This is a genomic window from Streptomyces cathayae (assembly GCF_029760955.1).
GTDB lineage: Bacteria > Actinomycetota > Actinomycetes > Streptomycetales > Streptomycetaceae > Streptomyces > Streptomyces cathayae.
This window is the reverse complement of sequence record NZ_CP121682.1, coordinates 4,155,901-4,179,106: the sequence shown is the minus strand read 5'-3', so window position 1 is coordinate 4,179,106 and position 23,206 is coordinate 4,155,901. Positions and strand designations below refer to the sequence as shown.

At 71.7% G+C, this 23,206-nt stretch carries 20 protein-coding genes, 3 tRNA genes and 1 pseudogene; 10 read left to right on the top strand and 14 right to left on the bottom strand.

Annotated features, from left to right (window positions below; all coding sequences use genetic code 11):
* Window positions 1-249: 249 nt before the first annotated feature.
* Complete coding sequence (locus PYS65_RS19045) at window positions 250-1,104, bottom strand: DUF8083 family protein (protein WP_279335138.1); 855 nt, start codon at window positions 1,102-1,104, stop codon at window positions 250-252.
* Between the two features lie 274 nt (window positions 1,105-1,378).
* Here PYS65_RS19045 and PYS65_RS19040 point away from each other — a divergent pair, with 274 nt between their 5' ends.
* Together PYS65_RS19040 and PYS65_RS19035 are read left to right on the top strand one after the other, a co-directional pair.
* Window positions 1,379-2,467, top strand: coding sequence for a Leu/Phe/Val dehydrogenase (locus PYS65_RS19040; RefSeq protein ID WP_279335137.1), 1,089 nt, complete (start codon window positions 1,379-1,381; stop codon window positions 2,465-2,467).
* A gap of 474 nt (window positions 2,468-2,941) precedes the next feature.
* Window positions 2,942-3,196 (top strand): DUF3073 family protein, encoded by a 255-nt coding sequence (locus PYS65_RS19035; protein WP_279335136.1) that lies wholly within the window; start codon window positions 2,942-2,944, stop codon window positions 3,194-3,196.
* 167 nt (window positions 3,197-3,363) lie between these two features.
* Here the strand turns inward: PYS65_RS19035 and purM are convergent, their stop codons facing one another.
* The 9 genes and pseudogenes from purM to purS form a co-directional block, all read right to left on the bottom strand.
* Complete coding sequence (gene purM / locus PYS65_RS19030; RefSeq protein ID WP_279335135.1) at window positions 3,364-4,446, bottom strand: phosphoribosylformylglycinamidine cyclo-ligase; 1,083 nt, start codon at window positions 4,444-4,446, stop codon at window positions 3,364-3,366.
* Between the two features lie 40 nt (window positions 4,447-4,486).
* A complete protein-coding gene (gene purF, locus PYS65_RS19025) occupies window positions 4,487-6,013 on the bottom strand; it encodes an amidophosphoribosyltransferase (protein WP_279335134.1) in 1,527 nt (508 codons plus the stop codon).
* Window positions 6,014-6,099: 86 nt separating this feature from the next.
* A pseudogene (locus PYS65_RS19020) lies at window positions 6,100-6,258 on the bottom strand (META domain-containing protein); the annotation flags it as partial.
* A 56-nt stretch (window positions 6,259-6,314) separates the two neighbouring features.
* Window positions 6,315-7,121, bottom strand: coding sequence for a maleylpyruvate isomerase family mycothiol-dependent enzyme (locus PYS65_RS19015; RefSeq protein WP_279335133.1), 807 nt, complete (start codon window positions 7,119-7,121; stop codon window positions 6,315-6,317).
* Between the two features lie 17 nt (window positions 7,122-7,138).
* Window positions 7,139-7,978, bottom strand: a complete 840-nt coding sequence (locus tag PYS65_RS19010; protein ID WP_279335132.1) for a M23 family metallopeptidase — start codon at window positions 7,976-7,978, stop codon at window positions 7,139-7,141.
* Between the two features lie 37 nt (window positions 7,979-8,015).
* Window positions 8,016-8,498 carry an ArsR/SmtB family transcription factor gene (locus PYS65_RS19005; RefSeq protein WP_279337997.1) on the bottom strand — a complete coding sequence of 161 codons (483 nt, stop codon included), beginning with the start codon at window positions 8,496-8,498 and terminating at the stop codon, window positions 8,016-8,018.
* A 155-nt stretch (window positions 8,499-8,653) separates the two neighbouring features.
* Window positions 8,654-10,912: a phosphoribosylformylglycinamidine synthase subunit PurL gene (gene purL, locus PYS65_RS19000; protein ID WP_279335131.1), complete on the bottom strand. Its 2,259-nt coding sequence runs from the start codon at window positions 10,910-10,912 to the stop codon at window positions 8,654-8,656.
* A complete protein-coding gene (gene purQ / locus PYS65_RS18995) occupies window positions 10,909-11,589 on the bottom strand; it encodes a phosphoribosylformylglycinamidine synthase subunit PurQ (RefSeq protein ID WP_202275303.1) in 681 nt (226 codons plus the stop codon). Before purQ ends, purL begins: the two co-directional genes overlap by 4 nt.
* Window positions 11,586-11,849, bottom strand: coding sequence for a phosphoribosylformylglycinamidine synthase subunit PurS (gene purS / locus PYS65_RS18990; protein ID WP_202275301.1), 264 nt, complete (start codon window positions 11,847-11,849; stop codon window positions 11,586-11,588). The genes purQ and purS overlap by 4 nt, the downstream gene beginning before the upstream one ends.
* A 352-nt stretch (window positions 11,850-12,201) precedes the next feature.
* Here purS and PYS65_RS18985 point away from each other — a divergent pair, with 352 nt between their 5' ends.
* The 8 genes from PYS65_RS18985 to PYS65_RS18950 all read left to right on the top strand — a co-directional run bounded on the left by PYS65_RS18985 (window position 12,202) and on the right by PYS65_RS18950 (window position 17,038).
* Window positions 12,202-12,519 carry a histone-like nucleoid-structuring protein Lsr2 gene (locus tag PYS65_RS18985; RefSeq protein WP_279335130.1) on the top strand — a complete coding sequence of 106 codons (318 nt, stop codon included), beginning with the start codon at window positions 12,202-12,204 and terminating at the stop codon, window positions 12,517-12,519.
* 220 nt (window positions 12,520-12,739) lie between these two features.
* A tRNA-Gly gene (locus PYS65_RS18980) sits at window positions 12,740-12,811 on the top strand.
* An 80-nt stretch (window positions 12,812-12,891) separates the two neighbouring features.
* Window positions 12,892-12,964: transfer RNA gene (locus PYS65_RS18975), tRNA-Gly, on the top strand.
* Between the two features lie 160 nt (window positions 12,965-13,124).
* Window positions 13,125-14,111 (top strand): ABC transporter ATP-binding protein, encoded by a 987-nt coding sequence (locus tag PYS65_RS18970; RefSeq protein WP_279335129.1) that lies wholly within the window; start codon window positions 13,125-13,127, stop codon window positions 14,109-14,111.
* A gap of 104 nt (window positions 14,112-14,215) precedes the next feature.
* Window positions 14,216-14,959 carry an ABC transporter permease gene (locus PYS65_RS18965; RefSeq protein ID WP_279337996.1) on the top strand — a complete coding sequence of 248 codons (744 nt, stop codon included), beginning with the start codon at window positions 14,216-14,218 and terminating at the stop codon, window positions 14,957-14,959.
* 1 nt (window position 14,960) lies between these two features.
* Window positions 14,961-16,313, top strand: coding sequence for a sensor histidine kinase (locus PYS65_RS18960; RefSeq protein WP_279335128.1), 1,353 nt, complete (start codon window positions 14,961-14,963; stop codon window positions 16,311-16,313).
* Complete coding sequence (locus tag PYS65_RS18955; protein ID WP_279335127.1) at window positions 16,310-16,939, top strand: response regulator; 630 nt, start codon at window positions 16,310-16,312, stop codon at window positions 16,937-16,939. Before PYS65_RS18960 ends, PYS65_RS18955 begins: the two co-directional genes overlap by 4 nt.
* Window positions 16,940-16,962: 23 nt before the next feature.
* Window positions 16,963-17,038, top strand: a tRNA-Gly gene (locus tag PYS65_RS18950).
* A gap of 41 nt (window positions 17,039-17,079) precedes the next feature.
* Here the strand turns inward: PYS65_RS18950 and PYS65_RS18945 are convergent.
* The 4 genes from PYS65_RS18945 to purD form a co-directional block, all read right to left on the bottom strand.
* Complete coding sequence (locus PYS65_RS18945) at window positions 17,080-17,979, bottom strand: phosphoribosylaminoimidazolesuccinocarboxamide synthase (protein WP_279335126.1); 900 nt, start codon at window positions 17,977-17,979, stop codon at window positions 17,080-17,082.
* A 160-nt stretch (window positions 17,980-18,139) separates the two neighbouring features.
* The gene (locus tag PYS65_RS18940) at window positions 18,140-19,405 is read right to left on the bottom strand and encodes a N,N-dimethylformamidase beta subunit family domain-containing protein (protein WP_279335125.1); all 1,266 of its coding nucleotides are present in this window, start codon (window positions 19,403-19,405) and stop codon (window positions 18,140-18,142) included.
* Window positions 19,406-19,635: 230 nt separating this feature from the next.
* Entirely contained in the window at window positions 19,636-21,540 is a 1,905-nt protein-coding gene (locus PYS65_RS18935) for a hypothetical protein (protein ID WP_279335124.1), read from the bottom strand.
* Between the two features lie 285 nt (window positions 21,541-21,825).
* Window positions 21,826-23,079 carry a phosphoribosylamine--glycine ligase gene (purD, locus tag PYS65_RS18930; protein ID WP_279335123.1) on the bottom strand — a complete coding sequence of 418 codons (1,254 nt, stop codon included), beginning with the start codon at window positions 23,077-23,079 and terminating at the stop codon, window positions 21,826-21,828.
* Window positions 23,080-23,206: the final 127 nt, after the last annotated feature.

Sequence of the window (23,206 nt, the reverse complement as noted above, 5' to 3'; positions counted from 1 at the left end):
CATAGTGGAGCACAGCAGGACGGAGGAGCCCTCCCGGACTCCTTGTCCTATTTTGGCACGAGGGGGTGCAAGGGGCGCAAGGGCCGCGTACGTGCGGTCCGTCACGCTTGACCCGCTTGAGACATACGCCCGGATCGGCGCCTACGTCCGTTGTCGGGTCCGGGGTGACGCAACCTCAGGGCGACGACAAAACCCCAAGAAGAGCGTTTGGTCAAACACCCGTTCGCCACCCTGGCCGTGCGGCGGGCCTCAGTTGGCCGACCGCAGGTCCCGTACGGAACGCCACCGCTCCACCAGTCGCCCGTAGGCCTCCCCCGCGGCCACCCCGTCGCCGCGGCGCAGGGCCGCGATCCCCTCGGCCACGTCGGCCGCCGAGTGGTCGCCCTCCAGGGCGCCGGCCGGCAGGGCGTGCACCAGGCCGCCGTAGTCCAGCTCGACCAGTGAGCGCGGGTGGAACTCCTCCAGCCAGCGCCCGACGTCCACCAGGCCGTCGATCAGCGGCCCTTCGTCCATGGTGTCCTTCAGCGCCCGCAGCCCGCGCGCCACCCGCCGCCGCGCCTCGACCATGGGCGTCCGGTAGCGCAGCACGGGAGCCCCGGTGGAGCCCCCGGCGGCGGAGCCCTTGTCGTACTCGCGCTCCTCGTCCGAGACCAGTACGAACCAGTTGATCGGCACCTGCCAGGTCGCCGTGCGGATCCACGGCCGGGCGTCGGGGTGGGCGGTCAGCCAGCGCTCGTAGTCCTCGGCGGCCTGGCGCCGTACGAACGGGGGCAGGAGCGCGTCCAGGACCGGCAGGGGAAATTCCTCGGCGAGTTCGCCCAGGGCCTGCCAGCCGCGCAGCCGGGTGCGCCAGGGGCAGACGCAGACCACTCCGTCGACCTCCAGCACGAACGCGTCGTCGCTCTCCCGCACCGGGACCGGGACCGGCGGGGTGGGCACGACGTCGGCCAGGGCCCGGCGGAGTTCGTCCTGGTAGGAGGGGAGGTCGGTACGGCGGGCGTAGCGGGCCCAGCGACCGCGCTCCGGCTCCGGGAAGGCGGCCAGCGGTTCGTAGACGCGCAGATAGGTCGCGTAGGGGACGACCACCGAGGAGACCTTGGGCACGCCTGCTCCCTCCCCCGCGCACCGGCGCGAAAACCTGCGGGCCCGCTCACGCGCGCGCGGGCGATGCGGGCACACGGGCAATCCAGGCAAATGGTCGCACGGCGGCACCCCGGGGGTGACCACGGGAATGTGATCCTGGACACGGAGCCGCTCTCGGCCATGGCAGGGCCTAATCTCGTGCTCACAGCCTCCGCGGGCTCCCCCTCGCCACAAGCGGCGGGGGAGCTTTCGGGATCTGCGTCCACCCGCCGCTACTTACTCAGGAGTCACCACCGTGACCGACGTATCTGACGGCGTCCTGCACACCCTGTTCCATTCGGACCAGGGCGGTCACGAGCAAGTCGTGCTCTGCCAGGACCGTGCAAGTGGCCTCAAGGCCGTCATCGCCCTCCACTCCACCGCTCTGGGCCCCGCCCTCGGCGGTACGCGCTTCTACCCGTACGCGACCGAGGAGCAGGCCGTCGCCGACGCGCTGAACCTCGCCCGCGGGATGTCGTACAAGAACGCCATGGCCGGTCTCGACCACGGCGGCGGCAAGGCCGTGATCATCGGGGATCCCGAGACGGTCAAGACCGAGGAGCTGCTGCTCGCCTACGGCCGGTTCGTCGCCTCCCTGGGCGGCCGGTACGTCACCGCCTGTGACGTCGGCACCTACGTCGCGGACATGGACGTCGTGGCCCGCGAGTGCCGCTGGACCACGGGCCGCTCCCCGGAGAACGGCGGCGCGGGCGACTCCTCGGTGCTCACCTCCTTCGGTGTCTACCAGGGCATGCGGGCCGCCGCCCAGCACCTGTGGGGCGACCCCTCGCTGCGCGACCGCAAGGTCGGCATCGCGGGCGTCGGCAAGGTCGGCCACCACCTGGTGGAACACCTGCTCAAGGAGGGCGCGGAGGTCCTGGTCACCGACGTGCGCGAGGACGCCGTGCGGCGGGTCCTGGACCGGCACCCGCAGGGTGTCACGGCCGTCGCCGACACCGAGGCGCTGATCCGGACGGAGGGACTGGACGTGTACGCCCCCTGCGCGCTGGGCGGTGCGCTGAACGACGACAGCGTGCCGGTGCTGACCGCCAAGGTGGTCTGCGGCGCCGCCAACAACCAGCTCGCCCACCCGGGCGTGGAGAAGGACCTCTCCGACCGCGGGATCCTCTACGCGCCGGACTACGTGGTGAACGCCGGCGGTGTCATCCAGGTCGCCGACGAGCTGCACGGCTTCGACTTCGACCGGTGCAGAGCGAAGGCTGCGAAGATCTTCGACACCACGCTCGCGATCTTCGCACGTGCGAAGTCCGATGGGATTCCGCCGGCCGCGGCAGCCGACCGGATCGCCGAGCAGCGGATGGCGGAGGCCCGCGCGGCGCGCTGAGACGGGCTGAGACGGACCGCACCACCGCAGACACCGACGCGGCCCGCACCGCAACTCGAACCGCAGTCGGAACCGCAGTCGGAACCGCAGCCACCAACGGAGATCGGAAACGGAGACAGGAACGCGGACACGGGGGGGGGGCGGGGGCGGACCAGTGGGTCCGCCCCCCCCCCACCCCCCGTCGTTGTTCGTACGTTTGGCCGGTACCCGCGGCGGGGCACTTCGAGAGAACTCTCACTTCTCCCGGCGGGTCGCCCCTCGACAAGTGCTTGAAATCGCAGTTGACCTGCGAGAACAGGGTGCCGTAAGGGTCACGGGAGGGGGCACGTCATGCGGGCGACGTACCGTATGGGCGTGGGCTCAGGTACCGTGGGAGCCCTACGGACCGGCCTCTCCACGGAGAGTCCGTTCCGGACCATGAACGCGTGTCAAGACTCTGGGGCCGTCGAGCCCCGTCGTTGAGGGGGTCGAGCCATGGGGCGCGGCCGGGCCAAGGCCAAGCAGACAAAGGTCGCCCGCCAGCTGAAGTACAACAGCGGCGGGACGGATCTCGCACGTCTGGCCGAGGAGCTGGGTGCATCGCCTTCGAACACATCACCGAATATCAACGGTGACCCGGTCGAGGACGATGATCAGGATGACGACCTGTACGCACGGTACGCCGACCTCTATGAGGACGACGACGAGGACGAGGACGGCCAGTCCTCTCCCCAACGTCGTGGCGCTTGACCTTGCACTGATTCATCAGCCCGGTCGGTGACTCCGGTCACCGACCGGGTTCTGTGCTGCCCGCAGGGCCCGGGTCCCGGGCCCTGCCCGGTGGTACCGGGTCCATCGGCCCCGGGCCGCGCGGGAGTCACCGTGCTCGGCCTGCTGCTCGGCGTGCTCGTCCTGCATCAGCTCGCGTAGTCACCCACCAGTGCCGCTCCCGTGCCGTGCTCGCCACGGTCGGTGATCTCGCCGGCCACCCAGGCGTCCACGCCACGGTCGGCCAGTGTGGTCAGCGCCGCGTCCGTGGACTCCTCCGGCACGATCGCGATCATGCCGACGCCCATGTTGAGGGTGCGCTCCAGCTCCAGGCGCTCGACCGAACCGGTCCGGCCGACGAGGTCGAAGACCGGGGCCGGGCTCCAGGTGGAGCGGTCCACCACCGCGTGCAGCCCGTCCGGGACGACGCGGGCCAGGTTGGCCGCGAGGCCGCCGCCGGTGACGTGGCTGAAGGCGTGCACCTCGGTGGTGCGGATCAGGGCCAGGCAGTCCAGCGAGTAGATCCGGGTGGGCTCCAGGAGCTCCTCCCCGAGGGTGCGGCCCAGCTCGTCGATCCGGCTCTCCAGGGCGAGCCCGGCCTGGTTCAGCAGGACGTGCCGGACCAGCGAGTACCCGTTCGAGTGGAGCCCGGAGGCGGCCATGGCGACGACCCGGTCACCCTTGCGGATGCGGTCCGGGCCGAGCTGCCGGTCGGCCTCCACGACGCCCGTGCCGGCGCCGGCGACGTCGAAGTCGTCCTCGCCCAGCAGGCCGGGGTGTTCGGCCGTCTCCCCGCCGACCAGGGCACAGCCGGCCAGTACACAGCCTTCGGCGATGCCCTTGACGATGGCGGCGACCCGCTCGGGGTGGACCTTGCCGACACAGATGTAGTCGGTCATGAACAGCGGCTCGGCGCCGCACACCACGATGTCGTCCATCACCATGGCGACCAGGTCGTGCCCGATGGTGTCGTAGACGCCCATCCGGCGGGCGATGTCGACCTTGGTGCCGACGCCGTCCGTGGCGGAGGCCAGCAGGGGACGCTCGTACCTCTTCAGGGCGGAGGCGTCGAAGAGGCCGGCGAAACCGCCGAGGCCGCCGAGGACCTCGGGGCGCCGCGCCTTCTTCACCCACTCCTTCATCAGCTCGACCGCTCGGTCACCCGCGTCGATGTCGACGCCCGCGGTCCTGTACGACGCCGCCGCGTGGCCGGCGCCAGTGTTCTCAGACATGACTGGGAGAGCCTTCGTCTCGTTACGGCAGGACAGGGGTTTACGGGCGGCGGATCGCGTCGAGCGCGGCCGGCTCGGCCGTACCGGCGGCCAGCTCCGACTCCAGGAGCCGCTTGCCGAGGAGCTCCGGGTCGGGCAGCTCCATCGGGTACTCGCCGTCGAAGCAGGCGCGGCACAGGTTCGGCTTGGCGATGGTCGTCGCCTCGATCATGCCGTCGATGGAGATGTACGCCAGGGAGTCGGCGCCGAGCGAGGTGCCGATCTCGTCGGTGGACATGCCGTTGGCGATCAGCTCGGCGCGGGTCGCGAAGTCGATGCCGAAGAAACACGGCCACTTCACGGGCGGCGAGGAGATCCGGATGTGGATCTCGGCGGCACCCGCCTCGCGGAGCATGCGGACCAGGGCGCGCTGGGTGTTGCCGCGCACGATCGAGTCGTCGACGACGACCAGGCGCTTGCCCTTGATGACGTTCTTGAGCGGGTTCAGCTTCAGACGGATGCCGAGCTGGCGGATGGTCTGCGAGGGCTGGATGAACGTACGGCCGACGTACGCGTTCTTCACCAGGCCGTTGCCGAAGGGGATGCCGGAGGCCTCCGCGTAGCCGATGGCGGCCGGGGTGCCGGACTCCGGGGTCGCTATCACCAGGTCGGCCTCGGCGGGCGCCTCCTGGGCGAGGCGGCGGCCCATCTCGACGCGCGAGAGGTAGACGTTCCGGCCGGCGATGTCGGTGTCCGGGCGGGCCAGGTACACGTACTCGAAGACACAGCCCTTGGGCTTCGCTTCCGCGAATCGGGAAGAGCGCAGTCCGTTCTGGTCGATGGCGACGAACTCGCCGGGCTCGATCTCGCGGACGAAGCTGGCGCCGCAGATGTCGAGGGCGGCGGACTCGGAGGCGATGACCCAGCCGCGCTCGAGCCGGCCGAGGACCAGCGGGCGGATGCCCTGCGGGTCGCGGGCGGCGTACAGCGTGCTCTCGTCCATGAAGACCAGGCTGAAGGCGCCCTTGACCTGCGGAAGGACCACGTGCGCGGCCTGCTCCACGGTCACCGGTTCGCCGTCGGCGGCACGCTGGCCGGCCAGCAGGGCGGTGATCAGGTCGGTGTCGTTGGTGGCCGCCACCTTCGGGGCGCGGCCGTTCTCCTTGGGCAGCTCGGCCACCAGCTCGGCGAGCTCGGCCGTGTTGACCAGGTTGCCGTTGTGGCCGAGCGCGATCGAGCCGTGCGCGGTGGCACGGAACGTCGGCTGGGCGTTCTCCCACACGGAGGCACCGGTGGTCGAGTAGCGGGCGTGACCGACCGCGATATGACCCTGGAGCGAACCGAGCGAGGTCTCGTCGAAGACCTGGGAAACCAGGCCCATGTCCTTGAAGACGAGGATCTGGGAGCCGTTGCTGACCGCGATACCCGCGGATTCCTGGCCCCGATGCTGGAGGGCGTACAGCCCGAAGTACGTGAGCTTGGCGACCTCTTCGCCCGGAGCCCAGACACCGAAGACGCCGCAAGCGTCCTGGGGGCCCTTCTCTCCGGGGAGCAGGTCGTGGTTGAGTCGTCCGTCACCACGTGGCACGCCACCGAGTGTAGGCGAGGTCGAGTGCTGGTCCGAATTGGGGACGGGGTCCCGGCCGTGGCCCACTCGGCGGCGAACGCGTGGACAGCCCTTCCGTTTGCGCTGGTCAGCGTCGCGCTCCGGTGATCGGCACGATGGTCGAGCGTGGTACCGAAAAGCTTCAGCGGCGTCTTCTCGGCCTTCATGAGTGAGTCTTCGCACACCATTCGGGTCGTGCCGCGCGTGCCGACGGTGATATGGCCGTCGCGGACGGTGGCGCCCCGGGGGACTGTCGCAGCCGTTCACGTCGACCGCCGTCGCCTCAGGTCATCAGCGGCAGGTACGGCCCCAGATCCGCCCGCTCACCGCTCGCGCTCACCTTGGCGTCGGCCACCGCGTCCTGCCACACCGTGCGCCCGGTGGCCAGACGGATCCAGGTCAGCGGGTCGGTCTCGACGACGTGGGGCGGGGTGCCCCGGGTGTGCCGCGGCCCCGCCACGCACTGCACGACCGCGTACGGCGGGATGCGCACCTCCGTCGAGCCTCCGGGCGCCTGCGCGGCGAGCGTGTCGGCCAGCAGCCGGGTGCAGGCGGCGAAAGCCTGGCGGTCGTGGGGAACGTCGAGGCCGGGCACGGCGGCGTTCAGGTCGTCGGTGTGGACGACGAGCTCGACGGTGCGGGTGACCAGGTAGTCGGTGAGGTTCATGGCCCCGGCGCGCAGGGCGAGCACCCGGGTGGGCGGGGCGTCGTCGAGGTCCCGGGCCAGGTCCCGCGCGGTGCGGGTGAGCAAGGCGCCGAGGGCACCGAGGTCGGGGGTGGCCTCGGCGAGCACCCGGGCCTCCTCGGCGACGGCATCGGCGTGGGCCGCGGTCGTGGCGGGGTGGTCCAGCAGCGCCGTCCCGGGCTTCGCCGGTTCGTCCCGCTCCAGGGCCCGGCTGACGCTCCCGACGGTCAGGGCGAGGTGCGCGAGCAGGTCCCGTACGGTCCAGTCACCGAGACGGGTGGGCAGGGCGAGGTGGTGCGCGTCCAGGGTGCGTACCGCCTGCCGTACGTTCCCGAACTGGGCCAGGACGGCGGTGCGGGTCCTGGCGGGGTCGTAGGAGCGGGTGCGTTTCTTGGCCGGGGGCATGAGGGCAGCCTAGGAGGTCAGGCGGGGGTGACCGGTTCCGGTGCCGGTATGTCGAACACCTCGCCGTTGCGGGGGACGCCGGCGCCCCGCCAGGTGAACGGGATGCCGCGCGCGGTGTCCGGGTCGGGGCCGTCCATCAGCTGGAAGTGCAGGTGCGGCTCGGAGGAGTTGCCCGAGTTGCCGCAGCGGGCGAGCACCTGTCCGGCCCGCACCCGGTCGCCCTCGCGGACGGTGAACGAGCCGCGCCGCACGTGTGCGTAGGCGGCGTGCGTTCCGTCGCCGAGGTCGAGCACCAGGTGGTTGCCGACGATCCGGTGGACCCCGCTCATCTCGCGCACCGAGCCCTCGACGAGCATCAGGTACAGCAGTCCGGGCAGCGAGGCACGGCTGAGGTGGTCGCGCTGTCCGTCGGACACGCGGACGACCGTGGCATCGGCGACCGCGTACAGCGGAGCGCCGAACGCGGGAAAGGCGTCGGGGCGGCGGGCGAGCGGCCACAGCGCGGAGAACGCGGGACGGGCGCCCGGCTCGGGTTCGGCGACGATGTCGATGGCATACGTCTGGCCGTAGGCATGGGTGCCGTGGCTCGGGGTGCGGTCGGCGGGACTGTTCAGCGCGGACCAGCGGCCGGTCACGGGCGGGTCGACCTCGACCGGTTCACGCGCGCGGCGCGGATGGTCCGGGGCGCCGCCGCCCCACCGGTTGACCACGGTGATCAGGACGTAGGCCAGGAGCAGCGGCAGCAGGTTCCACAGGATCGGGTAGTCCCAGCCGAGGCAGATGTGGGCGGCCACCAGGGCGATGAAACCCAGCTGCAGTCCTCGGAAGGTCCTCATGGCGAGTTTGCGTGCGGACATGGTTCCCCCTGGTCGTCGTGGGTACGGCGCCGGCCGGTCAGGGACGCGCAGCCGACAGCGTCACCAGCAGCGGTACGACCCGGCCCGCCGGTACCTCGTGGCGGCCCCGGCCGGTGGTGTGCAGCCAGCCCGCACCGGTCAGCTGGCGCAGGTGGTGGTAGATCTGGCCGGTCGTGCCGATCTCCTCCAGCTCCGCCAGTTCGGCCGCGGTGCGCCGGCCGCCGACTATCTCGCGGAGCAGCCGGAGCCGTACCGGATGGCCGAGCGCGGCGAGCGCCTCGGCGGCGTCCGGCCACTCGCAGGCCAGCAGCCCCTGGGTGAGCGCGCCGTGCTGCCACTCGTACTGCTCGCCGGTCGGCATCCGGACCGCACCGGTGAAGAGCACGCCCCCGTCGGCCGCCCTCAGCTCGGCGAGCTGCTCCTTCAGCCCCTCAAGGGCCCAGAAGTCACCTTCGCCCAGCCCGGGGGCGGCACGGCCGGCGGCTTCCAGTGCCGCAAGGCGGCGCTCGAGGTCGGTCATGCGTTCTTCGAGTTCCACATCTTCGATATTACGTAACTACGTAATCCCGCGCAAGAGGCAATGTGCCGGCATCCACCCCGTGACACGACGAAGCCCCCGACCGGCGGAAGGAACCGGGCGGGGGCTTCGTGCCGCGTACGGAAGCGGCGGGCGGATCAGGCCAGCAGGGCCGGGATCGTCTCCTCGTGGACCGTGCGCAGCTCCTCGAGGGTGAGCGCGAACTCGCCCTGGAGGTCCACCGTGTCCCCGTCGACGACTCCGATGCGGGTCGCCGGGAGGCCGCGCACGCCGCACATGTCGGTGAAGCGGACCTCCTCCGAACGCGGCACGGCGACGATCGCGCGGCCGGCCGACTCGGAGAACAGGAAGGTGAACGCGTCGAGCCCGTCCGGTACGACCAGACGCGCGCCCCTGCCGCCGAGCAGCGCCGACTCGACCACGGCCTGGATCAGACCGCCGTCGGACAGGTCGTGCGCGGAGTCGATCATGCCGTCGCGGGAGGCGGAGATCAGGATCTCGCCGAGCAGGCGCTCCCGGTCGAGGTCGACCTGCGGCGGCAGGCCGCCGAGGTGGTCGTGGACGACCTGGGACCAGGCCGAGCCGCCGAACTCCTCACGGGTGTCGCCCAGGAGGTAGATCAGCTGGCCCTCCTCCCGGAAGGCGACCGGAGTGCGCCGCGCCACGTCGTCGATGACACCGAGGACCGCGACCACCGGGGTCGGGTGGATGGCGACCTCGCCGGTCTGGTTGTAGAGCGAGACGTTACCGCCGGTGACCGGGGTGCCGAGCTGCAGACAGCCGTCGGCCAGACCGCGCACGGCCTCCGCGAACTGCCACATGACCGCGGGGTCCTCCGGCGAGCCGAAGTTCAGGCAGTCGGAGACGGCGAGCGGCGTGGCACCGGTCGTCGCCACGTTGCGGTAGGCCTCCGCCAGGGCCAGCTGCGCTCCCGTGTACGGGTCGAGCTTGGCGTACCGGCCGTTGCCGTCGGTGGCGATGGCGACACCGAGGCCGGTCTTCTCGTCGACGCGGATCATGCCGGAGTCCTCGGGCTGGGCGAGGACCGTGTTGCCCTGCACGAAGTGGTCGTACTGCCGGGTGATCCACTCCTTGGAGGCCTGGTTGGGCGAGCCCACCAGCTTCAGGACCTGGTCCTTCAGCTCGTCGGAGGTCTGCGGCCGGGGCAGCTTGTTCGCGTCGTCGGCCTGGAGCGCGTCCTGCCAGTCGGGGCGGGCGTAGGGGCGCTCGTAGACCGGGCCGTCGTGGGCGACGGTGCGCGGGTCGACGTCGACGATCTTGCCGCCGTGCCAGAAGATCTCCAGGCGGTCGCCGTCGGTCACCTCACCGATGACGGTGGCGATGACGTCCCACTTCTCGCAGATCTCGAGGAAGCGGTCGACCTTCTCCGGCTCCACGACCGCGCACATGCGCTCCTGCGACTCGCTCATGAGGATCTCCTCGGGCGAGAGCGTGGAGTCGCGCAGCGGTACGTCGTCGAGGACGACGCGCATGCCGCCGGAACCGTTGGAGGCCAGCTCGGACGTGGCGCAGGACAGGCCGGCCGCGCCGAGGTCCTGGATGCCGACGACCAGCTTCTCCCGGAAGGCCTCCAGGGTGCACTCGATGAGGAGCTTCTCCTGGAAGGGGTCGCCGACCTGGACGGCGGGGCGCTTGGAGGGCTTCGCGTCGTCGAAGGTCTCGGAGGCCAGGATCGAGGCGCCGCCGATGCCGTCGCCGCCGGTCCTGGCGCCGTACAGGATGACCTTGTTGCCGGGCCCGGACGCCTTGGCGAGGTGGATGTCCTCGTGCCGCATCACGCCGATGGCACCGGCGTTGACCAGCGGGTTGCCCTGGTAGCAGGCGTCGAAGACGACCTCGCCGCCGATGTTGGGCAGGCCGAGGCAGTTGCCGTAGCCGCCGATGCCGGCGACGACGCCGGGCAGGACGCGCTTGGTGTCGGGGTGGTCGGCGGCGCCGAAGCGCAGCGGGTCCACGACGGCGACCGGGCGGGCGCCCATCGCGATGATGTCGCGGACGATGCCGCCCACGCCGGTGGCCGCGCCCTGGTAGGGCTCGACGTACGACGGGTGGTTGTGCGACTCGACCTTGAAGGTGACCGCGTAGCCCTGGCCGACGTCGACGACCCCGGCGTTCTCGCCGATGCCGACGAGCATCGCGTCGGACTCGGGGGCCTTCTCGCCGAACTGGCGGAGGTGGACCTTGGAGGACTTGTACGAGCAGTGCTCGGACCACATCACCGAGTACATGGCGAGCTCGGCGCCGGTCGGGCGGCGGCCGAGGATCTCCACCACCCGCTCGTACTCGTCCTTCTTCAGGCCGAGCTCGGCCCAGGGCAGCTCGACGTCGGGGGTCTTCGCCGCGTGCTCGACCGTGTCCAGAGGCGTCCGGCTCATGCGTTGACCAGCTTCTTGAGGATCGAGGTGAAGAACGGGAGGCCGTCGGTGCGACCGGTGCCGATCAGTGACTCGACGGCGTGCTCGGGGTGCGGCATCAGACCGACGACGTTGCCCGCCGCGTTGGTGATGCCGGCGATGTCGTTGAGCGAGCCGTTGGGGTTGAAGTCGAGGTACCGGAAGGCGACGCGGCCCTCGGCCTCCAGCTCGTCCAGCGTGTACTGGTCGGCGACGTAGCGGCCGTCCATGTTCTTCAGCGGGATGTGGATCTCCTGGCCGGCCGTGTAGTCGGTGGTCCAGGAGGTCTCCGCGTTCTCCACCCGCAGCTTCTGGTCACGGCAGATGAAGTGCAGGTGGTCGTTGCCCAGCATGCCGCCGGGGAGCAGGTGCGCCTCGGTGAGGATCTGGAAGCCGTTGCAGATGCCGAGGACCGGCAGACCCGCCTTCGCCTGCTCGATGACGGTGTCCATCACCGGCGAGAAACGGGCGATGGCCCCGGCGCGCAGGTAGTCGCCGTAGGAGAATCCGCCGCACAGCACGACCGCGTCGACCTGCTTGAGGTCCTTGTCCTTGTGCCAGAGCGCCACGGGTTCGGCGCCCGCGAGCCGGATCGCGCGCTGCGAGTCCCGGTCGTCGAGGCTGCCGGGGAAAGTGACGACGCCGATACGAGCGGTCACTTCACGGCCTCCGAGACTTCCTCGACCCTGACGGTGAAGTCCTCGATCACGGTGTTGGCGAGGAAGGATTCCGCAAGATCATGAATGCGGGCGAGCGCGGCCTCGTCGACCGGCCCGTCAACTTCCAGTTCGAATCGCTTTCCCTGACGGACGTCCGAGATCCCCTCGAAACCCAGCCGCGGCAGTGCGCGCTGCACCGCCTGGCCCTGGGGGTCGAGGATCTCCGGCTTGAGCATGACGTCGACTACGACGCGTGCCACTGGCACTCCCGGTGTGTGGTGCTGAGCAGGTCCCTTCAGACTACCCGTACAAAATTTCTACGCGAGTAGAGTTGGAGGAATCTACGTGACCCCGATCACGATTCGACGCCGCGGGGGAGGCGCCCGGGAAAAGATCCGGGAAAGATCCGCGATCTGTCACGTATCGCTATTGCGCACCGGACACGCGGGCAGATTTAGTCGAACTTCACAATGCATTGCCGAGCACTGTACAAATGAATTGTCATTAGCAGATGGTTTGCCCGTTTACAGGCGGACGCCGACATCTTCGCGACACCCGGGGCGTCATCACCGACGTCAACACGGAAGCGTCGCACGAAGGGACCGATTATTCGTGGCGCAGAAGGTCGTGGTCACTCTCTTTGACGACATCGACGGCTCGGAAGCGGCGGAAACGATCGCCTTCGGACTCGACGGCAAGTCGTACGAGATCGATCTGAACGAAGCCAACGCCGACGACCTGCGGAAGGCGCTCGCGCCCTACGTGCAGGCCGGCCGCAAACGCTCCCGCTCGGGCCGGGCGTACCGGCAGACGGAGGTCGCCCCCGCCCCTGCGGCCGTGCGCGCCTGGGCGCTGTCGAACCAGATGGACGTCCCCGCGCGCGGACGGATCCCCAAGCGGATCTACGAGGCGTTCGCCGCGGCGCGGTGAGGCAGGCGCGGTGAGGCAGGCACGGTGAGGCGGGTGTGACGAGGCGGGCGTGAGGGGGCGCGCGGCGCGGCGGGGTGCGCCCGGCCGTCCGGGTCCCGGTCATCCGGGCTCCGGCCGCCCGGCGCCCGGGACAGCCGACTTGCACAACACCCCTATTGATCAGCTAGAGTCTGGAGCACGCCGCGAGGCCAGGCCGAAAAGCCCAGCTCACGGAGTACATGCGGGTGTAGTTCAGTAGTAGAACATCCCCCTTCCAGGGGGAAGGCGCAGTGTGCAATTCCTGTCACCCGCTCTGCGTAGTCGTACCGATCGGCGCATCCGATCAGGTAGGCTGGTGCTCGCACCGATCGGTGAAAGCCGGTCGGGAGCAGTGCGGACGTAGCTCAGCTGGTAGAGCGCAACCTTGCCAAGGTTGAGGTCGCGAGTTCGAACCTCGTCGTCCGCTCGGGAATCAGACCCCGGTCCATCGGACCGGGGTCTTTTCGTGCTGCCGTGCCCCTCTCGGTGCCCGTACGAGACGACTTGGGCGCCGTTCTGACATTTGTCACGCCCAGTGGTGACAGCCCGCACGGCCGTCCGGCCGGTCGATCCTGAATGATCGGGGCATGCGAGGAAACGAACATGAGCACGTGATCGAGGTCACCGACCTTCGCCGTGTGTACGGGGGCGGGTTCGAGGCCGTACGCGGGATCGACTTCTCCGTACGGCGCGGGGAGGTCTTCGCGCTGCTGGGCACCAACGGCGCGGGCAAGACCTCCACCGTCGAACTGCTGGAGGGCCTCGCGGTGCCGACCGGCGGGCAGGTCAGGATCTTCGGTCACGACCCGTACACCGACCGCGCCGTGGTGCGGCCTCGCACCGGCGTGATGCTCCAGGAGGGCGGTTTCCCCTCCGACCTGACCGTCATGGAGACCGCGCGGATGTGGGCCGGCACCGTCAGCGGGGCCCGTCCCCCGCAGGAGGTGCTGCCCCTGGTCGGACTGGCCGGGAAGGACGGCGTACGGGTCAAGCAGCTGTCCGGGGGTGAGCGGCGCCGCCTCGACCTGGCCCTCGCGCTGCTCGGCGACCCCGAGGTGCTGTTCCTCGACGAGCCGACGACCGGCCTGGACGCCGAAGGGCGCCGCGACACCTGGCGTCTGGTGCGGGCCCTGCGCGACAACGGCACGACCGTGCTGCTGACCACCCACTACCTCGAGGAGGCCGAGTCCCTGGCCGACCGCCTCGCGATCATGCACAAGGGACGCATCGCCATCACCGGCACCCCCGCCGAGGTGACCGCCGCACAGCCGTCGCGGATCACCTTCGAACTGCCCCACGGCTACTTCCCCGGTGACCTGCCGCCGCTCGACGACCTGGGCGTGACCGGGCACGAACTGGACGGACAGGTCGTCCGGCTGCACACCCGTGAGCTGCAACGGGCGGCCACGGGCCTGCTGGTGTGGGCGGAGCAGGCCGGTGTGGAACTGAAGGGGCTGGACGTGCGCTCGGCGTCGCTGGAGGAGGCGTTCCTGGGTATAGCCCGGGAAGCCTCCGCGCGCGAAACCCTCGAGCAGGGGGAGAGCACCACCATGGGAAAGGAGTACGCGGCATGAGCGGGACGGTCAGCACGACCAAGAATTCGGCCGAGGGGTCGACCGGGGGAACGGCGGAGGCCGTGAGCGGCGGGAACACCGCGGCAAGCACCCCCGTGGGACGCATGCGGGCCCTCGCCCGAGCCGAGTTGGCGCTGCTCGGACGCAGCAGGGGCACGCTCTTCGCCGCGCTCTTCGTGCCGCTGGTGCTTCCGCTCAGCCTGTACTCGGTGGCCGACGGGATGGACCTCGACGAGGTGGGTCTCGATCTCGGCGCGGTGGTCCTGCCCGGCGCGATCGGCTTCTCTCTGCTGTTCGCCGTCTACACGTCGCTCGTCAGCGTCTTCGTCACCCGGCGCGAGGAACTGGTGCTGAAGCGGCTGCGCACCGGGGAACTGCGGGACGCCGAGATCCTCTGCGGGGCCTCGCTCCCGTCCGTCGCCATCGGGCTGGTGCAGTCGCTGCTGCTGGCGGGGGGCTGCGCACTGCTCCTGGACATGGCCGCGCCGCAAGCCGTCCATCTGTCCGTGCTGGGGCTGCTGCTGGGCCTGGGGCTGTGCGCGGCGCTCGCCGCCGTCACCGCGGGCTTCACCCGGACCACCGAGAGCGCGCAGGTCACCGCGATGCCGGTGATCCTGGTGTCGATGGCCGGCTCCGGGGTGATGGTCCCGCTGGAGGTGCTGCCCGACCGGCTGGCCTCCTTCTGCGAACTGCTGCCCCTCGCCCCCGTCATGACCCTGCTGCGCGGCGGCTTCACCGGCAGCCTGTCCGGCTCCGAGACACTGTTCGCCCTGGCGACCGGCGCGGCCTGGGCGCTGCTGTCGGTGTTCGCCGTCCGCCGGTGGTTCCGCTGGGACCCGAGGCGCTGACGTGCCGACGGCGGGAGGCGGTGGCACGGGCAGGCCGGGCGGCTGGTGGGGGAGCAAGAGCACCCCGGACAAGGTGGAGACGTACACCCGGTGGTCGTTCCACTCCTTCGCCCTGGTCGAGTTCATGGCGGCCGGCAGCCCGATGGTCGGGCGGTTCGGGCACCTCGGGCCGAGGCTCGCTGTTCCCCTGCTGCTCGTGATCGCCGTGCACTGCGTGCTGTGCGCCGTGACCGCCTCGCGGGCACTGGACTGGGTGCGCGGGCAGCGGAAGCAGCCGCTCCGGCTGCTGTGGGCGCTCGGGGCCGTCTCCGCGGCCGTCACGGTGGCGGCCATGGCGATCGTCGAGCACGGGCCGGCGAGCAGCGACGTCGCCGAAGCGGTCGCCGGGATCCTGTTGTTCCTCCCGTGCTTCGGCGTCGGGATCGTCGCGCTCGGGGTGCGCAGCCGACCGCGGGTGTTCGGCTGGGTGGTGGGCTTCGCGGTGGGCACGGGACTGGTGTCGCTGTCCTTCGGTGTGCCCGCCCCGGACGCGCTGCTCTTCGCGGTGGTGATGCTGGTCGGCTGCGGGGTCATGGCCTTCACCTCGGTGATCTCGTCCTGGCTGCTCCATACCGTGTACGAACTCGACGAGGCCCGGGAGACCCGTACCCGGCTCGCCGTCGCGGAGGAGCGGCTGCGGTTCGGACGGGATCTGCACGACGTCATGGGCCGCAACCTCGCCGTGATCGCGCTGAAGAGCGAGCTGGCCGTCCAACTGGCCCAGCGGGAAAGGCCGGAGGCGGTGACGCAGATGGTCGAGGTGCAGCGGCTGGCGCACGAGGCGCAGCGGGAGGTGCGCGAGGTCGTCCGCGGCTACCGCGAGGCCGACCTGGGCAGCGAACTCGCGGGCGCCAAGGGCGTCCTGGAAGCGGCCGGCATCGACTGCGCGGTCACCGGTTCGGCGACCGGGCTCCCGGCGCAGGTGCAGTCCGCGCTGGGCTGGGTCGTACGGGAAGCGGTGACCAACGTGCTGCGGCACGGGGACGCACGGCGGTGTGCGGTGGGGATACGGGTGCTGAAGGGGCAGACGGTGCGGACGGTACTGACGGTGGAGAACGACGGTGTGCCGGAGAACGGCGGCTCGGGCCGGGGGGCCGGACTGGTCGGGCTGCGTGAGCGGCTGGCCGAGATCGGCGGCACCCTGCGGGCCGGCCCGACCGGGGACGGGCGGTTCCTGCTGACGGCCGAGGTCCCGTTGCCGTCGGCCGCCGGTTCCGGAACGTTCCCCTCGGAGGAACCCACCGCGTCCCCCGTGTCCGCCACGTCCACCGCGGCTCCCGCGTCCCGTACGAACGTGAGCGAGGTCACGCCGTGACGACACCCCGGCCCGCGCACCCCGTCCGGCTGCTGCTCGCCGACGACGAGCATCTGATCCGGGGTGCGCTCACCGCGCTGCTGTCCCTGGAGGACGACCTCCTGGTCGTCGCCGAGGCGGCCTCCGGTCCGGAGGCACTGGCGATGGCCCGGGCGCACGTCCCCGACGTCGCCGTACTGGATCTGCAGATGCCCGGCGCCGACGGCGTGAACGTCGCCACATCGCTGCGGGCGGAACTCCCCGGCTGCCGGGTGCTGATCGTGACCAGCCACGGACGGCCCGGACACCTGAAGCGGGCGCTCGCGGCGGGGGTGCGCGGTTTCGTCCCCAAGACCGTCAGCGCACAGCGCCTCGCAGAGATCATCCGCGCGGTGCACGCGGGAAACCGTTACGTGGATCCCGAGTTGGCCGCCGACGCGATCGCCGCGGGCGACTCGCCGCTGACCGTGCGCGAGGCCGAGGTGCTGGAACTCGCGGCCGACGGGGCGCCCGTGGCGGAGATCGCGGAGCGGGCCGCGCTGTCCCAGGGGACCGTGCGCAACTACCTGTCGTCGGCCGCTTCGAAACTCGGTGCGGAGAACCGTCATGCCGCGGTACGCCTCGCCCGCGAGCGGGGTTGGGTATAGTTGGCCTCGCGCCACGGCGCAATGCGGACGTAGCTCAGCTGGTAGAGCGCAACCTTGCCAAGGTTGAGGTCGCGAGTTCGAACCTCGTCGTCCGCTCCACACCGAGGCCCCGGTCATCGACCGGGGCCTTCGCCGTTCCCTCAGCTCCAGCTCATGCCCGTCAAACGCTCGTACGCCTCCACGTACTTCGCCCGGGTCGCGTCGACGACGGGCTGCGGCAGCGCCGGCGGGGGCTGCTCGCTCGCACGGTCCCAGCCCGACTCGGCGGAGGTCAGCCAGTCCCGCACGTACTGCTTGTCGTACGACGGCTGTGCGCGGCCCGGCTCCCACTGATCGGCCGGCCAGAAGCGGGAGGAGTCCGGGGTGAGCACCTCGTCCGCGACGACCAGGGTGTCGCCGTCGAAGCCGAACTCGAACTTGGTGTCCGCGAGGATGATCCCCCGGTCGCGGGCGATGTCCCGGGCACGGGTGTACGCGGCGAGGGTGGTCTGCCGCAGCTGCGCCGCGACGTCGGCGCCGACCTGGCGGGCGACCTCCTCGTAGGAGACGTTCTCGTCGTGCTCGCCGACGGCGGCCTTGGTGGCCGGGGTGAAGATCGGGCCGGGCAGTTCCGATCCGTCCACCAGCCCCTCGGGGAGGGCCAGGCCGCAGACCGTACGGGACTCCCGGTACTCGGCGAGGCCCGAACCGGTGAGGTAGCCGCGGGCCACGCACTCCACGGGGACCATCCGCAGGGACGTGCAGACGAGTGTGCGGCCCGCCCAGTCGGCGGGGGCGCCCGCGGGGAGTTCGGTGCTCAGGACGTGGTGCGGGACCAGGTCGGCGAGCTGGTCGAACCACCAGAGGGAGAGCTGGGTGAGGACCCTGCCCTTGTCCGGGATCTCGGTCGGCAGCACCCAGTCGTAGGCGGAGATGCGGTCACTGGCGACCATGACGAGGTCGCCGGCCTCGTTCCGGTACAGCTCGCGCACCTTTCCGGTGTGCAGGTGCACCAGGCCCGGAACCTGGATCGGCTCGGGCTTCTCGACGAATCCGGACACGGTTCCTCCGCGTGGCTCGGAACAGCAGGACACCCCGCGGGGCTCGCTCCACTCGCGCAGGACGGCGGGGGAGACGGCGGGACAGTGACGCCAATTGTCCCGTACGGACGGCCGCCCCCGCCGCTCGGGGGCGGCCGCGGGGGCCACGGGCCGGAGCCGGTCAGACGTGTTTGCAGATGCGGTCGAGGAGATTGGCCGTGGCGCGCTGGATGCGGGGGTCGCTCCGGCCGGGGCCGTCCAGGGCCGGGGACCAGGCGAGCGTCCCCGACGCGAAGACCCACGCGCCGGAGGGCGCCCGGTGCAGGGAGGTCTCCTGGTGCCGCCTGCCGTCCGCCCGGTCGGTGTACGGGGAGTGCGCGAGCAGGATCCGTTCCTCGTGCTCGGGCAGCGGGGTGCGCGGGAAGTAACGGTCGGCCCCGACCGCGACCAGCCCCTCGATCCCGTCGCCCTCGGACGCCCCCGTCCCCTGCCACAGCCAGTGGTCGGCGTTGCGCACGATCAGCGGATGCGGTGCGGGGACCTGACCGGCGTACTGGATGCCGAGCAGCTGCTGCTCGGCGCGGTCCGTCTCCCGCCACAGCGACGGTCTGCCCGGAGTCCGGCGTTCCGGGGCCCGGCGTCTGCGGTGGGTCAGCAGACGGTCGGGGGCTCCGGACGGGGAGGGGGCGAGCTCCACCTGCCCGTACATGGTGCGGGCGGAGAGGAAGACGAGGGAGGTGCCGTGCTCGCGGGCGTGTTCCACGGTGCCGCGCATGGCCTGGGACCAGTACACGTCGGGTCCGGGGAAGACCATTCCCCGGTAGCGGGTGGGATCGACCCGGCCGGCGTGCAGGTCGCCGGCGTCGGCGTAGGCGAGGTCGTAGCCGTAGCGTTCGGCCCAGCGGATGACGTCGTAGGTGTGACCGGCGTACGGCGGCAGGCCGGTGTCCGCGTACGGGCGGTCGAAGGAGACGGTGGTCGCCGCCGCGTCGGCCTCGTCGAGCGGCTGCCCGTCCTCGTCCCACGGGTAGCGGTTGTGGGCCTGCCAGGTGATGTCGGGTAACACCAGGAGCAGGTCCGCCGGGCGGTCGTCGCGCACCGTGAAGGGGATGTGGGACCGGTGGCGGCCGTCGGCGGTGGTCAGGACGGCCACGTAGGCGCCGACGCTCCAGTCCGACGGGACCCGCAGTCGCCAGGACAGCCACCAGTGGTGGCAGGAGACCGTACGGTCGGCGGTGAGCGGCGGCGGCTGTGCGATGCCCGCCAGGCGGGGGCCGGACGCGATCCGGGCGGTGCGCCGCCCGTCGTAGTGGCCGACGCGGTGGACGTCGACGCCGAACTCCTGGGGCGGGTCGATGGAGACGTGGAAGTCGATCGTCCCTCCGGGTGCCACCCCGCCGGTGGAACTGAACCCCTCGATCCGGCGGCGGCCCTGCTCCGGCCCCATGGTCGCTCCCCTCCCCGGCCCCGTCGGCCCCCACTGGCCCCGCTGGCCCTGCCGGCCCCGTTGCCGACGGGCGGCGATGCGCTTGTCGTACGGCGCAAGCCCTGGTCACGGAGCACGAACAGGCCAAGCACATCACATGGAGCACGCATTCCATCACCCTTCGTCGCGAACCGGTCAAAAGCGGAAGCCGGAACTCCGGGTGAGGGGGCGGGAGGTGGGGGAAGTCCGGCTCAGACGAGCCGTACGGGCTTCTCCGGGCGTATGCCCTGCCGGGTCAGCCACAGGCGCAGGGCCGCAGGGTCGCCGTCCTCGATCAGCGTCATGACCTGGGCGGGGAGGTCCGTGACACGGACGCCGCCGATGAGGAGGGCCGGGCCGTCGAGCCAGTCGAGCCCGGGGGCCGCGCCCGCGGTGTCCATGGCCGCGCAGCAGACCATCGCCATGATGTGGTCGGCGAGCAGTTCGCGGCCGGTGCGCGGGGGCTGGAGGGGAAGCAGGGGCAACGCCCTGTCGTCCCAGAGGGAGGCGAGGTCGGCCGGTGCGGGGGGAGCGCTCGGGGCGCTCTCGGCCGAGGCGGTTCCGCAAGCGGGTATGGATGAGGCAGGTATGGATATGGAGGCGGACGCGGCCCGCTCGGTGGCCGCGGCGCCCTCGCGGGCCACTTCGGCGCTGATCCGGGCGGCCAGGGCGGCACTGCGCGGGGTGGTTCCGGAGAGGTCCTCGTCGTCGGGTTCCTCGTCGTCGGAGTCCTCGTCATGGCCGACGGCGTCGGCACCGTTTCCCGGTCCCGTGTGCACGGGCGGTTCCGCGCGTGGGACCGGCACCGGGTCCGTCAGGTGGTCGAGGACGCGGGAGAGGGTCGGGCCGTCGGAGCCCAGGCCCTCCCCGCTGTCGGCGGGGCGTACGCCGAGGGCGTCCAGAACGCGGTGGAGCCGGGCCGCGTCCGTACGCCATTTGCGGTCGACGACCTCCTCCGGGTAGTCGCCCCAGTGGACCGGCGACCACTCGGGCCCGCTCCCGGCGGGGCCGCCGTGGAAGAGGCGGGCGGCGAGGAGGGAGGTGGCCTCGTCCACCGCTCCGGGCTCTTCGAGCAGGTCGCAGGCGGGACGCTCACCGAGGCGGGAGGCGAACCCCTCGGCCAGCCGGTCCCGGCGGGACAGCTCGGTGAGCGCGGCCACCACCCCGGCGTTGAGCCGCGAGGGCCAGCGGCCCATCCGCCAGGCGGGCAGCGCCACCCGGGTGAGCAGCCGGTCCCAGCCCGCGTACGCCAGTCCCACCTGTTCCTGGGCGACGATCCTCAGCCCGTAGTCCACGGCCTGGGCGCGGTCGGCCGCCGCCGCGGCGACCCCCCGCTCCATCTCGGCGGTGTGCACCCGGCAGCCGCGCAGCAACGACCGCGCGACCCAGCCGACGCCGGCGAACACCGCCCGGAAGACCGGTCCGCGCCGAGGCTCCGAGGTCACGGCCACCGCGGCGTCGAGACCCCGGACGAAACGCCGGGCGGCGGCTATGTCCGGGTGTGCCGAGGGTCCCGTACCGGCCACGACCGGGGCGAGGACCGCGCGCAACTCGCCGACCCGCATCCACCACAGGAACGGGGAGCCGATCACCAGCACGGGCGCGGCGACGGTCGTCCGGCGGTGCGGAGGCCGGCCCGAGCCCGCTGTGTCCCCGTGCTCCTCGGCGGGCTCCTCGAGGGGCGGGGGGCCGTGCGCCGGGTGGGTGCGGTCCTCCAGCCAACTGTCGCAGTCCGGGGTGAGCGCTATCGCGGACGGAGCGGGGACGTCGAGCCGGTCGGCGAGGTCGCGCACCATCCGGTACAGGTCCGGGGCCGCCCGCTCGGCGATCGGGACCGTCGGGCTCATGGCGGGCCGGGCGCGGGCGACGACCAGGGCGACTCCGGCGGCGGCGAGCAGGGCCAGTACCGCCAGCGGCGTGAGCGTCCAGCGGACGACGTCCCAGCCGGTGCCGACGAAATGGCCGGTGGAGCCGCCGACGAGCAGGATCACCGCGACGGCCGCGGGCAGCAGGGCGACGGCCAGTGCCCTGCTGCGCAGGCGGAGCACCGCGAGCGCCCGTGAACGCGCCGACTGCGCACCCGCGTCCCTGCCCATGACACCTCCGCTCATGCTCATGTCCCTGCCTCACCCCCTCCCGACGGTCCGGACGCTCTCCTGGCGTTGCCCACTCCCCACTGTGACACCCGTCACTGACATCGCAATGCCGGTGAGCCAAGTGCCGGAGCATGCCGGAACGCTTGCGCGGCACCCTAGTTGGGGCCCCGGCCCTCGTCAGCCGGATGGCGTATCGGTCACTCGATGGAATGGCTCAGGGCAAAGGTGAGTGACGGACGGCAAAGTTCGGGCCCCGGATCCTGAGGCGGATCGGGGCCCGTGGGGTTCATCGGTGGGGGCGTGGGCTCATGCGCCCTTGGCCGCCTCCGCCGCGATGTCCGTGCGGTGCTGGGAGCCGTCGAGGCGGATCCGGGAGACCGCGCGGTAGGCACGGTCGCGGGCCTCGGTGAGATCCGCGCCGGTCGCCGTGACGGACAGCACCCGGCCGCCCGCGCTGACGGTCTCCTCGCCCACCCGCTTCGTCCCCGCGTGCAGCACGTACGCGTGCGGGGCGTCCTGGGCGGCGACCTCGTCCAGGCCGGTGATCGGGTCGCCGGTGCGCGGAGGGCCGGGGTAGTTGTGCGAGGCGACGACGACCGTGACGGCGGCGTCCTCGCTCCAGCGCAGCGGCTCCAGGTCGGCGAGGTTCCCGGTGGCGGCGGCCATCAGCAGCCCGGCCAGCGGGCTCTTCAGCCGGGCCAGCACGACCTGCGTCTCCGGGTCGCCGAACCGGGCGTTGAACTCGATCACGCGCACACCGCGCGAGGTGATCGCGAGACCGGCGTAGAGCAGGCCGGAGAAGGGGGTGCCGCGCCGCCGCAACTCGTCGACGGTCGGCTGCAGCACCGACCGCGTGACCTCGTCGACCAGCTTCGGATCGGCCCACGGCAGCGGGGAGTACGCCCCCATGCCGCCGGTGTTGGGACCCTCGTCGCCGTCCAGCGCGCGCTTGAAGTCCTGGGCGGGCTGGAGCGGCAGCACGGTCTCGCCGTCGGTCACGGCGAAGAGGGAGACCTCGGGGCCGTCCAGGTACTCCTCGATGACCACCTGCCTGCACGCCTCGGCGTGCGCCTGGGCCGCCTCGAGGTCGTCGGTGACGACCACACCCTTGCCGGCGGCGAGCCCGTCGTCCTTGACGACGTGGGGAGCACCGAAGGCGTCGAGGGCGGCGGCGGCCTCGGCGGGGGTGGTGCAGACGTACGCCCGTGCCGTGGGCACGCCCGCCCCCGCCATGACGTCCTTCGCGAAGGCCTTGGAGCCCTCGAGCCGCGCGGCCTCCCTGGAGGGGCCGAAGGCGGCGATGCCCGCCGCGCGCACGGCGTCGGCGACACCGGCGACGAGCGGGGCCTCCGGGCCGACCACCACGAGGTCCACGCCGAGCCGTGCGGCCAGCGCGGACACGGCCGCGCCGTCCAGGGCGTCGACCTGGTGCAGCTCGGCCACCTCGGCGATACCGGCGTTGCCGGGAGCGCAGTGGAGCGCGGTGACGTCGGGATCGAGGGACAGAGAACGGCACAGGGCGTGTTCGCGGGCACCGCTGCCGATGACGAGGACCTTCACGGGGTCAGCCTAACGGGACCGGAGGCGTTCGCCTTGTGCGGGCTTCCGAAGGAGCGGGCCGGGCGGGTTCGTGCGTTCCTCCAACCCGCCCGGCCGCTCCATCCGTCCGGGTGCGCTCGCTCGCTTC

Bases quoted from the DNA above. Each gene is read 5' to 3' on its own strand.
- PYS65_RS19005 (WP_279337997.1), bottom strand. From the start codon at position 8,498: ATGACCGACCTCGAGCGCCGCCTTGCGGCACTGGAAGCCGCCGGCCGT.
- purM (WP_279335135.1), bottom strand. From the start codon at position 4,446: ATGTCTGAGAACACTGGCGCCGGCCACGCGGCGGCGTCGTACAGGACC.
- PYS65_RS18935 (WP_279335124.1), bottom strand. From the start codon at position 21,540: ATGAGCATGAGCGGAGGTGTCATGGGCAGGGACGCGGGTGCGCAGTCG.
- PYS65_RS19035 (WP_279335136.1), top strand. From the start codon at position 2,942: ATGGGGCGCGGCCGGGCCAAGGCCAAGCAGACAAAGGTCGCCCGCCAG.
- PYS65_RS19010 (WP_279335132.1), bottom strand. From the start codon at position 7,978: ATGTCCGCACGCAAACTCGCCATGAGGACCTTCCGAGGACTGCAGCTG.
- PYS65_RS18970 (WP_279335129.1), top strand. From the start codon at position 13,125: ATGCGAGGAAACGAACATGAGCACGTGATCGAGGTCACCGACCTTCGC.
- purL (WP_279335131.1), bottom strand. From the start codon at position 10,912: ATGAGCCGGACGCCTCTGGACACGGTCGAGCACGCGGCGAAGACCCCC.
- PYS65_RS19015 (WP_279335133.1), bottom strand. From the start codon at position 7,121: ATGCCCCCGGCCAAGAAACGCACCCGCTCCTACGACCCCGCCAGGACC.
- PYS65_RS18940 (WP_279335125.1), bottom strand. From the start codon at position 19,405: ATGGGGCCGGAGCAGGGCCGCCGCCGGATCGAGGGGTTCAGTTCCACC.
- PYS65_RS18965 (WP_279337996.1), top strand. From the start codon at position 14,216: ATGCGGGCCCTCGCCCGAGCCGAGTTGGCGCTGCTCGGACGCAGCAGG.